Source organism: Ensifer sp. NPDC090286 (genome assembly GCF_044769565.1).
Lineage (GTDB): Bacteria > Pseudomonadota > Alphaproteobacteria > Rhizobiales > Rhizobiaceae > Ensifer.
Genome location: NZ_JBIVYF010000001.1, coordinates 1,702,793 through 1,715,699, shown reverse-complemented (window position 1 = coordinate 1,715,699; position 12,907 = coordinate 1,702,793). Strand labels below are relative to the sequence as shown.

15 protein-coding genes are annotated in these 12,907 nt (G+C 62.9%); 5 read left to right on the top strand and 10 right to left on the bottom strand.

Annotated features, from left to right (window positions below):
• Nucleotides 1-50: 50 nt before the first annotated feature.
• Nucleotides 51-317, bottom strand: a complete 267-nt coding sequence (locus tag ACIQUG_RS08685) for a hypothetical protein (protein WP_043618063.1) — start codon at nucleotides 315-317, stop codon at nucleotides 51-53.
• A gap of 322 nt (nucleotides 318-639) precedes the next feature.
• A complete protein-coding gene (locus ACIQUG_RS08680) occupies nucleotides 640-1,263 on the bottom strand; it encodes a DUF1236 domain-containing protein (protein WP_192446889.1) in 624 nt (207 codons plus the stop codon).
• Nucleotides 1,264-1,413: 150 nt separating this feature from the next.
• Between ACIQUG_RS08680 and ACIQUG_RS08675 the strand changes: the two genes are divergently transcribed.
• Nucleotides 1,414-1,578 (top strand): hypothetical protein, encoded by a 165-nt coding sequence (locus ACIQUG_RS08675; protein ID WP_197067150.1) that lies wholly within the window; start codon nucleotides 1,414-1,416, stop codon nucleotides 1,576-1,578.
• A gap of 171 nt (nucleotides 1,579-1,749) precedes the next feature.
• Nucleotides 1,750-2,445, top strand: a complete 696-nt coding sequence (locus ACIQUG_RS08670; protein ID WP_402319750.1) for an MBL fold metallo-hydrolase — start codon at nucleotides 1,750-1,752, stop codon at nucleotides 2,443-2,445.
• 39 nt (nucleotides 2,446-2,484) lie between these two features.
• Here ACIQUG_RS08670 and ACIQUG_RS08665 read toward each other — a convergent pair whose 3' ends face one another.
• Nucleotides 2,485-2,931 (bottom strand): BA14K family protein, encoded by a 447-nt coding sequence (locus ACIQUG_RS08665; RefSeq protein ID WP_402319747.1) that lies wholly within the window; start codon nucleotides 2,929-2,931, stop codon nucleotides 2,485-2,487.
• Nucleotides 2,932-3,076: 145 nt separating this feature from the next.
• A complete protein-coding gene (locus tag ACIQUG_RS08660; RefSeq protein WP_043618050.1) occupies nucleotides 3,077-3,292 on the bottom strand; it encodes a cold-shock protein in 216 nt (71 codons plus the stop codon).
• 136 nt (nucleotides 3,293-3,428) lie between these two features.
• On the opposite strand from ACIQUG_RS08660, the gene ACIQUG_RS08655 reads away from it, so the two are divergent.
• A complete protein-coding gene (locus ACIQUG_RS08655) occupies nucleotides 3,429-3,773 on the top strand; it encodes a hypothetical protein (protein ID WP_402319744.1) in 345 nt (114 codons plus the stop codon).
• A gap of 198 nt (nucleotides 3,774-3,971) precedes the next feature.
• On the opposite strand, the gene ACIQUG_RS08650 is transcribed toward ACIQUG_RS08655, so the two are convergent.
• Nucleotides 3,972-4,868: a DMT family transporter gene (locus tag ACIQUG_RS08650; RefSeq protein WP_402319741.1), complete on the bottom strand. Its 897-nt coding sequence runs from the start codon at nucleotides 4,866-4,868 to the stop codon at nucleotides 3,972-3,974.
• Between the two features lie 172 nt (nucleotides 4,869-5,040).
• On the opposite strand from ACIQUG_RS08650, the gene ACIQUG_RS08645 reads away from it, so the two are divergent.
• A complete protein-coding gene (locus ACIQUG_RS08645; protein WP_402319738.1) occupies nucleotides 5,041-5,472 on the top strand; it encodes a hypothetical protein in 432 nt (143 codons plus the stop codon).
• Between the two features lie 18 nt (nucleotides 5,473-5,490).
• On the opposite strand, the gene ACIQUG_RS08640 is transcribed toward ACIQUG_RS08645, so the two are convergent.
• The 3 genes from ACIQUG_RS08640 to ACIQUG_RS08630 all read right to left on the bottom strand — a co-directional run bounded on the left by ACIQUG_RS08640 (nucleotide 5,491) and on the right by ACIQUG_RS08630 (nucleotide 9,765).
• Nucleotides 5,491-6,672 (bottom strand): PQQ-dependent sugar dehydrogenase, encoded by a 1,182-nt coding sequence (locus ACIQUG_RS08640; RefSeq protein ID WP_402319735.1) that lies wholly within the window; start codon nucleotides 6,670-6,672, stop codon nucleotides 5,491-5,493.
• A gap of 83 nt (nucleotides 6,673-6,755) precedes the next feature.
• Nucleotides 6,756-7,508 (bottom strand): class GN sortase, encoded by a 753-nt coding sequence (locus tag ACIQUG_RS08635; RefSeq protein WP_402319732.1) that lies wholly within the window; start codon nucleotides 7,506-7,508, stop codon nucleotides 6,756-6,758.
• Nucleotides 7,414-9,765 (bottom strand): marine proteobacterial sortase target protein, encoded by a 2,352-nt coding sequence (locus ACIQUG_RS08630; protein ID WP_402319729.1) that lies wholly within the window; start codon nucleotides 9,763-9,765, stop codon nucleotides 7,414-7,416. The genes ACIQUG_RS08635 and ACIQUG_RS08630 overlap by 95 nt, the downstream gene beginning before the upstream one ends.
• Nucleotides 9,766-10,224: 459 nt before the next feature.
• Between ACIQUG_RS08630 and ACIQUG_RS08625 the strand changes: the two genes are divergently transcribed.
• Complete coding sequence (locus ACIQUG_RS08625) at nucleotides 10,225-11,427, top strand: pyridoxal phosphate-dependent aminotransferase (protein ID WP_402319726.1); 1,203 nt, start codon at nucleotides 10,225-10,227, stop codon at nucleotides 11,425-11,427.
• A gap of 129 nt (nucleotides 11,428-11,556) precedes the next feature.
• On the opposite strand, the gene ACIQUG_RS08620 is transcribed toward ACIQUG_RS08625, so the two are convergent.
• Nucleotides 11,557-11,862 (bottom strand): hypothetical protein, encoded by a 306-nt coding sequence (locus ACIQUG_RS08620; protein ID WP_043624500.1) that lies wholly within the window; start codon nucleotides 11,860-11,862, stop codon nucleotides 11,557-11,559.
• Nucleotides 11,863-12,016: 154 nt separating this feature from the next.
• Complete coding sequence (locus ACIQUG_RS08615) at nucleotides 12,017-12,883, bottom strand: NAD(P)-dependent oxidoreductase (protein WP_402319722.1); 867 nt, start codon at nucleotides 12,881-12,883, stop codon at nucleotides 12,017-12,019.
• Nucleotides 12,884-12,907: the final 24 nt, after the last annotated feature.

The window sequence follows — 12,907 nt, the reverse complement described above, 5'->3', positions numbered from 1 at the left end:
AGGCGGCCCCCGGGGCCGCCTTTTGTCTTGCTACGGATATGATCGCAGAGTTAGGCGGTCTTCCCCAAGAACTGCCCGACGATTCCGCTCAGCACGCCGCCGCCGACAAGGCCGCCGATGGCTTGCATGGCAAGACCGGTCGCGGCTGCTTCTCCGCCGAGCATCTGAATGAGGAACCCGCCGCCGAGGCCTCCGATCGCGCCGACGATGGTGCGTGCGACGATACCGAATGCCTGCTGCTTCAACACTGCGCTGGCCGCGTTGCCGCCGGCCGCCCCCGCGATCAATTGGGTAATGATAGGCATTAATGCTTCCATTGATCCCTCCGTGTCGTGGCTCGTCGTGGACGCGCCACTAAAAGCCGATGATCCGGCATCAATAGGTTGAAGCCTATTCTGGTTTATTGTCAATTTGAGTGAAATGACGTTCCCGCGACTGCTTCGTAGCCAATTGAAATGGCTCGATTTTAGGCAGAGGCAATATCATACAGGCAAAGCGGGAAAATGGAGCCGGCGGCGGGGGTGCCTTGCGGCATTGACCTTGCCGTGGATGATTCGTGCCGTCGGGAGGGCGAGGGAGCGTGGTGCAGGCGCATGAGGGAACCTCCGGCAACCGAATGGCTGCCGGAGATCTCGGCTGTTAGCGGTAGACGTAGACGATGCGTCGCGTTGCCGGTTCGACCAGAACGGGCTGGCCGTTGATGCTGACATAGTCGTAGCTGTAGTCGGGCACGCGGTGAACGGCCACGGTCTGTGGCAGTTCGGCACCGACGACGACTTCGCCATCGAGATAGACGGTCTCGCCGGGGTTGGACGTGACGTAGGTCCGCACGTTGTCCGGCGGCACGATCGGGTCGATCTGTTCGACCGGGCCGATCAATTCGTCGCCGCTGCTGACGATCACGGGATCATTGGGCTGCACTTCATAGGTGACTGCGGGAATGGCGAGGTCGGCACGACGCTCCTGGACCACGACGGCCGAGCCGCCAAGATCCGTCGTTAGATACTGGGCATAGACCCAGCCGCGCACGCCGCCGACGTCAATGCGGCACCACTTGCTGCCTTCGACGCAGCCGTCGATGACCGCGGTGCTGCCGCGGGCCGCAAGGCCGACTGTCGGATATTGAGGGCCCGGACCCGTGCGGATATTCAGGTCCGTCACTGTGGTCGCGGTCATGGCTGCAAAGGCGGACGGGGTACCGATCGCCAACACCAAACCCGCGGCCGCAGCGGCTCGCAACAGGGGGCGGGTAAGCTTCACCATTGTGTTTCTCCTTATATTGACGAGGGCCAAACGCCGGCAAGCGCGCGGATGTTCCCCCGGGAACGTCACGAAATATGACGCTGTGACATTCTCCAGCCGTCGCCGAGGGCAGGACACGCCAGGAGAACAGGCGACGGGAGAGGGGATACAATGCAGAATGCTCAGCCGGATCAGACCAATGTCGCCGCGCGCAGCCTCAAGCCGGTGGTGCGGATCGTCGTCGCTGCCGAGATCGCGATTTCGGCGCTGCTGATGACCACCGTGCAATGGCCGGCGCCCCAGCTGTCTGCGCCGCAAATAGCCTCGCTTCGCTGATTGGCGCTGTCACCGCCGTCAATTGCCGCTATAGGAAGATGACGAGATCCCAAAGCGCGTCGCGATCTTCCAGATTCGCTTCCTACGCTTTAGGTTCCTGATTTATCGCATGTCGTTATCGCAATACCGCTGCACAGTTTTGCGCGACATGCTCTAGAGAGGCAGACGCGCATGTTACAGGCGGGCATCATCCCGGTTACCCATTTCGAGCAGAACTGCACCGTGCTGTTCGACAGCGAGACCAAGGAAGGCGTGATCGTCGATCCGGGCGGCGATGTCGACCTCATCCTGCAGACCGTCCGCGAAAACGGCATCACGCTGAAGGCGATCTGGATCACCCACGGCCATATCGACCATGCCGGCGGCGCCAAGGAACTGAAGGACGCGCTCGGGCTCGAAATCATCGGCCCGCACAAAGACGACCTGCCGCTGCTCGAAAGGTTGGAAAACCAGGCCGAGCGCTTCGGGCTGGCGATGAAGGTCCAGAACGTCATTCCCGATCGCTGGCTCGAAGAGGGCGACACCGTCTCCTTCGGCAACCATGTCTTCGAAGTCCTGCATTGCCCGGGCCATGCGCCGGGCCACGTGGTCTATTTCAACCGAGCGCAGAACTTCGCCCATGTCGGCGACGTGCTCTTCCACGGTTCGATCGGCCGCACCGACCTGCCCGGCGGCAATCACCAGCAATTGCTCGATTCGATCCGCGACAAGATCCTGCCGCTCGGCGATACCGTCGGCTTCATCTGTGGCCATGGCCCGGGCGGCCAGATCGGCGAGGAGCGCCGCACCAATCCCTATCTGCGTGGGCTCACCCCGCCGGAGCGAGCCGCGTCGACTGCTCGGAATGAAAAAACGCAAGGCTCGTGAGAGCCTTGCGTTTCGTTGTTTAAGTCCGTTCGGGCCTGATCAGCCGGCGGTGCAGAAGTAGCTGCGGCCGTCGTAACCGCGGAAGGTGCCGTTGTCCGGGTTGAACGAGCGGTAGCGCTGCGAGCAATAACGGTACCAGGACGGGGTCCAGGGCTCGAGCGAGCGGTAACCGCCGCCGTAGCTGTCGACGACGACAGGGCGTGCCTGGTAAACCGGGCGAGGGCGATAGACCGGACGCGGCTCGTAGTAATCGTATTCCGGTTCCGGATCGATGTAGACGCGCTCGTTGTAGCCGCCGTTGTAACGCGGCTGCGAAGCGATCGCGCCGCCGATCAGAGCGCCGGCAACAAGACCTGCTGCACCGGCTGCCCATGCGTCGTCATTGTTGTGGTGATGCCTGCCGCCTGCCTCGGCGGCGCCAAAGGTCGGGATGACCATAGCGGCTGCGGCGATCGAGAGAACGGCGGCTTTGATGAACTTGTTCATTTGGCTTCAATCCTTCGCATGGACCGGATCAACCCGGTCTTCATGATGCAGGAAGGTTAACGCGGCCAAACTGAACCGAGCCTGAACAAAAAAACCCGGCAAGAATGCCGGGCTTCAACTTGGAATCTGTCAGCAGAAAACGGCGTTAGCCGGAGATCTGCAGGTTGACCGCCTTCGGGCCTTTGCCGCGGCGATCCGGTTCGGTGTCGAAGCTTACCTTCTGGTTTTCCGTCAGACCGGTCAGGCCGGAAGCCTGGACTGCGGAAATGTGTACGAAGATATCTGCACCACCGTTGTCAGGCTTGATGAAACCAAAGCCCTTGTCGGTGTTGAAGAATTTTACAGTGCCAGTTTCGGCCATGCGTCAGGTCCTTTTCTCTCCACCCGTTTGACGGACGGGCAGCATTGCAGTTTTGCCCGAATGGGCGTTGGCAGGCAGGTCTCGACGTTTGAGGAAAGGGTCCTGGTTACCGCAGCCAGCCATAGGAAAGGTCGCATTGCTGCTTCCCATCGGTCTGGCCGCCCGGAGTTTTTGCGTCTCCGGCCCGCTTTTATTTCAAGATCTTCCCGTGTTCGCAGATTGCCCGAACGGAAGTAAGATTGATGGGTTTATTTTGAATTGGCAAGCAAAACTTTTCGGGATTGGTATTGCGTCTTGTCATTGCTCAAAAATCGGTCATTTGCGGCTTTGCGGGGCGCTGCGCAAAATATATCGCAAGCTGTTGAAATCACAGCTTTTTGAAAACAATTGCTGCAAAATTGAGTGGTTTTCGCCGATTTCCCGTGCAGCGCTGGCAAAGCAGGCCAATCGCATATCGGGCATGCCGTCGGCAACTCCCTGATATGTTTGAGGCTTCTCATGTCGGCGGTTTCTTACGTAGATTCCTTGCAGAAAATCTACAACTACCGTTTCGGGGCGAAAACGCACGGCGAAGCCACGCCTTCGTCGCGAAGCAACGGGCCTGTTGCCCTGAGCAATAGCAAGTAAAGCCTCAGTCCAGCGTCTCGGCGGTGGGTGCTTATAGTTCCCTGAGGCGCCCTCAGGCAGCGGCTGCGGCGCGGCGGCCCTTCGTCAGTTCCGGCACGATCTCGACCGTCAGCATGGCGGCAAAGATGATGGCGCAGCCGGCATAGCCGATCGGGGTGATGACCTCGCCAAGCAGGAGAACGCCGAAGAGGGCAGCAAAGAGCGCCTCGCTCGACAGGAAGATCGCAGCCTGCGGTGCCGTGGTGTAGCGCTGCCCGACGACCTGGAGAATGAAGGCGAGGCCGCTCGAAAAGATGCCGGCATAGAGGATTTCGAAGAGCGCGCCCTCGATGGCGGCAAAGCTCAGCGGCTCGGTCGTCACGGCGAAGACAAAGCCGAGCACGGCGCAGACGGCAAACTGCGTCATCGACAACAGCATCGGCCGGCCGCTGCTTGGCGCGAAGAGGCCGATGAGCAACATCTGCACCGCCCAGAACAGGGCACAAAGGATCGTCAGGTAGTCGCCCCCCGTCAGCGCCGACAGCGTGCCGCCGCTCAGGAGGAAAATGCCGAACAGCGCCATCATTGCGCCGGGCCAGATGATCCAGTGCGGCTTGCGGCGCAGGAAGATCACCATCAGGACCGGCACGAAGACGACGTAGAGGCCGGTGAGGAAGCCGGAATTGGTGACGCTGGTGTCGAGCAGCCCGAATTGCTGCGTCACGGCACCGGCAAAGAGCGCCAGGCCGATGAAGATGAAATTGCGCACGGTCGTCAGCTTGATCGGTTCGGCTGCGCGTTTCGTTTCCATGATGGCGAGGGGCATGGCGACCAGTGTCGCGATTGCGAAACGCAACGCGATGAACCACAGCGGGCTGATTTTATCCATGGCCGTCGATTGCGCAACGAAGCCGGCGCCCCAGATGGCGCCTGAAATCAAAAGCAGCAAATTGGCCTGAATGCGCGGCATGTCGTTCTCTCCTCGGACAGGCGCGTCTAGCAGTTGCGTTTTCGCCGGGCAAGGCTCATCGTCGCCAAGGTTGGGCGGAGTTGCTTTCGATGGAAACGGCCGGAAACACAGTGCCGGGAAAGGGCGCTAAGGAGGGGGCTCGGCTCCTATCCTCCATCGGAGATCGGCGTCTATGAGCGATGCCGGCTATTCCGGCACACCGCTCGAGCGCAAGCTGGGGCTGAAGGACGGGCAGCAGGCCCTGCTTCTCGGGGTGCCAGCCGGGCTCGACGCGATCAGCGGTTTTCCCGGCTTTCGGAGGTGCGAGACCGAGATCGACGCGGTGGCCGCGCGCGACATCGATTATGCGCATGTGTTCGAAACGGAGCGATCGGCTTTGGAAGAGCTTGCGCCGAAGCTGGCTGCGAGGTTGAAGCCGGACGGCATGCTGTGGATCTCCTGGCCGAAGAAGGCGTCGAAACGGCCGACGACACTGACGGAGGACGTTTTGCGCGAAATCTTCCTGCCGCTCGGCCTTGTGGATGTGAAGGTTTGCGCGGTCGACGCGGTCTGGTCCGGGCTGAAATTCATGTTCCGGCGCGAGGTGCGCGACCGGCTGTCGTGAGCCGGTGGCGGACGCCGCCTATTGCTCTGCGGCCTTGGAGACCCTGAGCACGGCGCCGTCTTCCTCATCCGTCACCAACAGCAAGGCGCCGTCGGGTGCCACGACGACGTCGCGGATGCGGCCGAATTCGCCATCGAACAACCGCTCCTCTGAGCCGATCGCGCCGCTGTCGTCGCGTTCGAGCCGGGCGAGCAACTGGTACTTCAGCGCCGCCACCAGAAGGTCGCCGTCCCATTCGGGAAACATCTTGCCGCGATAAACGGCAAGCGCGCCCGGCGCGATCGAGGGATCCCAATAGAAGAGCGGCTGGTCGAGGCCCTCTTTCGACGTGCCTTCGCCGATCTCGGCGCCGGAATAATCCTTGCCGTAGGTAATGACAGGCCAGCCGTAATTGTGGCCGGCCTTCGGATTGTTGATCTCGTCGCCGCCACGCGCGCCGTGCTCGACGGTCAGCAACGTGCCGTCTTTCGGGTCGAAGGCGATGCCCTGCGGATTGCGGTGCCCCTTCGACCAGATCTCCGGCAGGCCGCCGGTGCCGCCGCGATAGGGGTTCGATCCGGGAATGCTGCCGTCGGCATTGATGTGCAGGATGGCGCCGGCATGATCGCGCGGGTCTTGCGCCCGGTCACCTTCGCCGCGGTCGCCGATGCCGAAGAACAGGCTGCCATCGGGCGCAATTGCGATGCGTGAGCCGAAATGCTGGCCCTTGCCGGTGAACTTGCTCATCCGGAAGAGTTCCTTGACGTCGGTAAGGCCGGTTCTGTCGGCTGCGAGTTTCGCCCGGACGACGGCAGTGCCGTAGCCGCCTTTGCCGTTGGCGGCTATCGTCAGGTAGAGCGTCCGGTTTTCGGCGAAACGGGGATCGAGCGCGATGTCGAGCAGGCCGCCCTGGCCACGCTCGGCGACCTCTGGCACGCCCGTCAGCGGCTTCGAGAGCTTGCCGTCGCGCAGGATCCTAAGCCGACCCGGACGTTCGCTGATAATCAGACCGCCATCGGGGAGCGCCTCGACCGACCAGGGGTGTTCAAGCCCGGTCGCGAGCGTCTCGACGCGCAGGGTGCCGTTCTCGCTCGGGAATTCGCGGGCATCCTGTGCGCTTGCAGGTGCGAACGCTGCCAGTGCAACGGAGAGGGTCAGGATGGCGACCGCACTCGGCCGCTTGCCAGCCCATCCCGATGTTCCAGCGCCCGTTTGCCGCATTCCGCTTCTCCTACACAGACTCGTCCAAGGGCAAGCTGGGGCGATCGAGGGAGCGGTTCAAGTCACATCCGATCAAAAGCGGTTTATTTGGAGATCGAGCCCGTCGTCAGCGGCACCGGGCGCTGTTCGCCGATGAGTTCGGCGTCGACGATGTAGCGCATCGGTCCCTGCTCGATCGCATCGAAGGGCCAGCAGGTGGCGAGCGCCAGATGGTGGCCGCTGGCAGACGCGTTGATGCCGCTTTCATCCCAGCGGGCAACCCGGCTTTCGCCGGCCCGAAACAGGAAGCGACGGCCATCCTTGCGCGTCAGCACCAGGAGGTCGCCAGGGTTGACGTCCTTCAGCCAGCGAAAATGCGTGTCGCGATGGGCGGCGATGACGGAGGTACCCTCGTCGCCGGGGAGCGGCGTCGTCGTCAGCCAGGCGGGCCCGAAGGCAAGCGCTTCGCCGCTTGCGCCTTCCAGCACGATCGCCGAGCGGTTGATCCGTGGCGCCGAGATTTCGGCGGCCGTCTGGAAATCGGCCCAGGGCCAGGGCTTGCCATCAGGGCTGCCATGAAGCTGCGCCTCGAAGGTGCGCTTCAACAGCACCTGTGAGACCTCAGCCTTGGCTTTCATGTAGAAGCCCTTGCCGATCAGAAGCAGGCCGGCAAGGGCAATGAGCGCGATGATCGCAAGCACGATCGTTTCGACCGCCGAGAGGCGGGCGAGAAAGCCCGGCCGTGGCTCGGACTGATCCTTGTCAGCGGCCACGGCGGCGCACTCCGGCAGTGACGACGGCGGCGATCGGCGCGCGCCAGAAGACGAAGGTCGTACCGGCAAGAAGCGCGAAGGCAAGCAGCATCAGGCCGATCAGGATCTGCTTGTCGGCTTCCGTCGCCGTCTGCGGCAGGGACACCTGGTTGTTGGCTTCAGCGATCAGACCGGCCGCCCGCGCCGTCGGTGCGGCGAGCATGCGGTCGGCCGTCACCATCGCAAGCTTGGTTCGGCTTTCGAGCGCGGCGCGTTCGTCGACCTTGCCGGGGACGGTCTCGACAGGGACTTCGCCGAAGACCTTGCCGAAGTCCCAGCCGGCCGGGAGATTGAGCGGCAGCTTCGTTTCGCTGAGGTTCTCGCTGCTGGGCCGCGATGGCGTCGCGTCGACGGCAACGAGGCTCGTGACGCGGGAGACGAGATGGTGGGCGAGCGCCACCGTCTCGATCCGCTTGTCGAGGGTCGCCGGGTCGGCGATCGTCGACGCGCTCGCTTCGAGGTCGTCGATCTTGCGGCGGGCCCAGAGCTTGGCGATGCCTTCGCCGGTTGAAGCCTTGGCGATGTCCATCTCCACCCGCCAGGGCTGGTCGCCGGCCTTGCCGAGGATCTGCAGCTTGCCTTCGGGGGCGGTGCCATCGAGTTCGGCCGTCAGCACCACGGGCTCGCCGCGATAAAGATCGGGCATCGGGTTTGGTGTGATGTCGCCGGCCGATGCGCCCTCGAAGGCGGCGGAGATATCCGTCATGGCGGGGCTTTCGAGCTTGGTGAAGAGTTCGCCCATGCGCGCGGCGACTTCGCTCTCCGAGCCGATCAGCGTGAAGGTGCCGCGGCCATATTCGGCGGCCTTGGTCATGAAGTGGCTGTTCGGGGCCGAGCCGATGCCGACGGTGAAGACGCGGGCGTCGCCGCGGTTCTTCTGGATCTCGTCGAAAAGCTGCGTCTCGTTGCCGATCGCGCCATCGGTCAGGAAGACCACCTGGCGAAGGGCGCCGGCCTTAACCGGTCCTTGCGTGCGAAGGGCCGCTTCCAGCGCCGGCAGCATCTCGGTGCCGCCATCGGCTGTCAGGCCGCGCACATAGGCGATGGCATCTTCCCGCTTGTCCGGCGTCGCTTCGACCAGTTCGGGGAAGTGCACCGACATGGTGTCGTCGAAGCGGATGACGTTGAAGCGGTCCTCGGGCTTCAGCCTGGAGATCGCCAGCGCCAGGCTTTCCTTGGCCTGCTCCATCGAGGGGCCGGCCATGGAGCCGGAATTGTCGATGACGAAGACGATCTCGCGCTTGACCGGCTTGGCGTCGGCCTCGCTCGCCACAGCTGGCGGCGTGACGAAGGAAAGCAGATAGGTCTTGCCGCCGACCGTCTCGCGGAACAGGCCGGCATAGGGGCTTTTGCCCTCGATCGCCTTCCAGGTGAGCTCGAAGTCGCGGTCGGCAGGCACGCTGTCGCCCTTCAGCGTCACCCGACGGCTGAGATCGTCGAGGCCGGCGATATCGACCGCGTGATAGCCGGACTTCACTTCGCCGAGCGGAAAGCCGGCCTTGAGGTTCACGGTCAGCGTGACGGGGTTGATCCTGGCGTTTTCCTTGGGATCGAGGACCGGGGCTTCGATCTTCTCGCGATCCGGGACCGGGTCGCTGACGGCGTAGCCGGTACGGCTGTCGAGATCGACGGTCTGGACGATCGGCTGCGGATTGTAGCGGGGCGCCACGACCATCGGGAAACGGAGAGAATAGAGCCCGTTCGACTGGCGCACCGCGCTCTGGTACTCGATCTGCACGACCACCGTTTCGCCCGGGCCGATATTGGCGACCTGGTTGGTGAATATGTTCGGGCGCTGCTGTTCGAGAAGCGCTGCCTTCTTGCCTTCGGCCTTTGCCTGTTCGTAGATTTCCTTGGCGGCCTGGCGCGGCTTGATCTGGCCGTCGATGAAGCGGTCGCCGATCTGCATCTTCAGCGTATCGACGGCCGAATCTTCGGGTAGCGGAAAGACATAGGTGCCTTCGACCCAGCCCTTGCTCGGGTTCTCGAACCGCTGGGTGACGCGGGTGCGAATGATCGGGCCGTTGACGTCGATCTGGACGTCGGTCGCAAGCCGCGGCGCCTCGACGAAATAGCCCGGTTCCTTCGACGGGAAGAGCAGGGCGCCGGCGCCGACGTCGTTGGGGCGAACGTAACCCGCCATCTGCCGCGGCTTGGCATCAGCCGTTTGCGCGGCCGCCTGGGTCATCAGCCCGATGAACATCAGGATGCAGGCGGCAAGGGCCGCGAGCGCCAGATACATGCCCCAGCGTGCTTCGCTCTGCCGTGTCTTCATGGAAGCGATTTCGTCGTCGAGAAACATTGCATAACCCCCGTAATGCGAATGTGTTCGGATCATCGGAGGAAAAGCCCGGAAGCCGGCTGTTGCGCGACGGAATTGCGGCGTTCCGCGACAGTTGTCGTGGCTAAATTATGGCATTTGCAAATTCGGCGGACTGTGCTGATTTTTTTGAATAAATCGCGATCAACAACCGTTTCTGATCGTTACGTTTCGTGGTCGTTCAAACGGGCGCCACAATCCGTTTTCGCAGCGCTCTACGGCCGGTCATGCATCGCGGCGTGTCGTGACCTGCGATCGACGATGCTGATCGCATTCATGAAACTTTGTCATGGTAACGCTTTTTGCCCGCGTTTCCGGCGTTTTTGCCGTTCCGGCGCTTGCAAGACCGGGCGTCTTTCGACATAGACCTAACCGCTATGGAGCCTGGCTTTTTAGTTCCGTAGCGATCACCTCGTCTCGAAACGATCAGGACCTTCACCCATGGCCTTCCTTGCCGATGCCCTTTCCCGTGTAAAGCCTTCCGCCACCATCGCCGTTTCGCAGAAAGCCCGTGAGCTGAAAGCGAAAGGCCGCGATGTCATCGGCCTCGGCGCTGGAGAGCCGGATTTCGACACGCCCGACAATATCAAGAAGGCCGCCATCGACGCGATCAATCGCGGCGAGACGAAGTACACGCCGGTCTCCGGTATCCCGGAACTGCGCGAAGCCATCGCCAAGAAGTTCAAGCGCGAGAACAACCTCGACTACACGGCTGCCCAGACGATCGTCGGCACCGGTGGAAAGCAGATTCTTTTCAACGCCTTCATGGCGACCCTGAACGCGGGCGATGAAGTCGTCATCCCGGCGCCCTACTGGGTTTCCTACCCGGAAATGGTGGCGCTGTGCGGCGGTACCCCGGTCACCGTCTCGACCAAGCAGGAGAACAACTTCAAGCTCAAGGCCGAGGACCTCGACAAGGCGATCACGCCGAAGACCAAGTGGTTCATCTTCAACTCGCCGTCCAACCCGTCGGGTGCTGCCTACAGGCATGCCGAGCTCAAGGCGCTGACCGACGTGCTGATGAAGCATCCGCATGTCTGGATCCTCACCGACGACATGTACGAGCACCTGACCTATGGCGACTTCAAGTTCGCGACCCCGGTCGAAGTCGAGCCCGGCCTTTATGACCGCACGCTGACGATGAACGGCGTTTCCAAGGCCTATGCCATGACCGGCTGGCGCATCGGCTACGCAGCCGGCCCGCTGCAGCTGATCAAGGCCATGGACATGATCCAGGGCCAGCAGACCTCGGGCGCGACTTCGATCGCGCAGTGGGCTGCCGTCGAGGCGCTGAACGGCACCCAGGACTTCATTCCCGAAAACAAGAAGATCTTCGAAGGCCGCCGCGATCTCGTGGTGTCGATGCTGAACCAGGCCAAGGGCATCTCGTGCCCGACGCCGGAAGGCGCCTTCTATGTCTACCCGTCCTGCGCCGGCCTGATCGGCAAGACCGCGCCGTCGGGCAAGGTCATCGAGACGGACGAAGACTTCGTGTCCGAACTCCTGGAGTCCGAAGGCGTCGCCGTCGTCCACGGTTCGGCCTTCGGTCTCGGCCCGAACTTCCGCATCTCCTATGCAACGTCGGAAGCCCAGCTCGAGGAAGCCTGCCGCCGCATCCAGCGCTTCTGCGCCGCCTGCAAGTAAGCGCGAGCAACCGCACCTGACAAAAAGAACCCGCCGGAAACGGCGGGTTTTTTCGTTCGCAAAGCGATTCAACGGCTGGCCATGCCGATTCAAGTCAGCCGGCTAAGGCCTTGAAATCAGATTCCATTCTCAGGCGCCGGGAACCTCGTCGTCACCGACGACGCCGCCCTCGCTTTCGAGGATCGAGAGGCGGCGGGCTTCGGAGCGGGTGAACTTCAGCCGCACGCCGATCCCGCGTTCGCCCTCCGGCAGAAACACCGCGCCGGCATTTTCGAGCGCATGCTTCAACGACAGGATCACCGCGTCGGCCGGTTTTTCCAGCTTTCGCTCGAACCTGAGGATTGTCTCTTCGTCGACGCCGGAAAAGCTCGAAAGCATCTCGCGCGAAATTTCGATCAGCGCCCGGGCGGCGCGGCACTGTGGACCTGTAATCATCGTCACCTCCAGTTGCGGTGAAGATGCGCGAAGGGCGCCCGAGGGTCAACAACAAGCCGGTGGCCCGCGACGTTTCGACCGCGGGCCACCTGCTTGTCGCTTGCTTGGCGAGCACCAACGGCGCGCACTTGCATCCGGACCTCTGCGACGGCCTCTATTTGCCCCGCATCGCCTCGATCAGGCCCGAGGCCTCGTCGCTGCCAAAGCCGGCGGCGAGGCGCTTTTTCGCCAGCCTTTCAATCGGCTCCATGAAAGCCGGATCGATGCCCAGGCTGCGGCTTGCGGCGACGATGTTGGTGATCGCCACCGATTGCATCTGAAGGTTCGACATCACGTCGCGGGCGTGATCGCCGCTGTCGATCCGTTCGGCGTAATCGGGTAGCGCCGTCATCATCGCGGCAAGCCAGGGTTCGACCAGCGGCAGGAACTGCTTCGCGGTGAAGCCGACGCTGCCGGCGAGCGCGGTTGCGTGCAGATAGCCGCCGAAGAGACCGTACATCGCCGACAGCAAGGCGAGGTCGCTGACCGCGGCGAGAACAGCATCCTCGCCGAGATAGTCGCTTTGGCCGAAGGCAGCGAGTTGTTGCTCGGCATCCCTGAATGCAGCGCTGTCCCCACTATAGAGAACGAAGGCGTGCGGCGTGCCGATCATCGGCGGCGTTGCCATGATGCCGCCGTCGAGATAGCGCGCGCCAAGTCCACCAAGCCGGGCGGCGATCGCCCGGACTTCGTCCGGACGACCATTGGTGAGATTGACGACCGTCTTGCCGGCGATGGTGGCGCCGACGTCCGCCAGCGTTGTTTCGACGGCGGCGTAGTCGGTGAGGCACAGGATGAGGATATCGCCGGCCGCAATGGCCCCGGCGACCGTTGCTGCCCGGCGTGCGCCGTGGGCAACGAGGGCGTCGGCCCGTGCGGACGTACGGTTCCAGACGGTGATGGTGTTGCCCGCGTCGATGAGGGTTTCGGCGAGTGCCGCGCCCATGGCGCCGAGCCCGATGATCGAGATGGATCTGGACATGTTGTCTCTCCGCTCCGGGCCGCG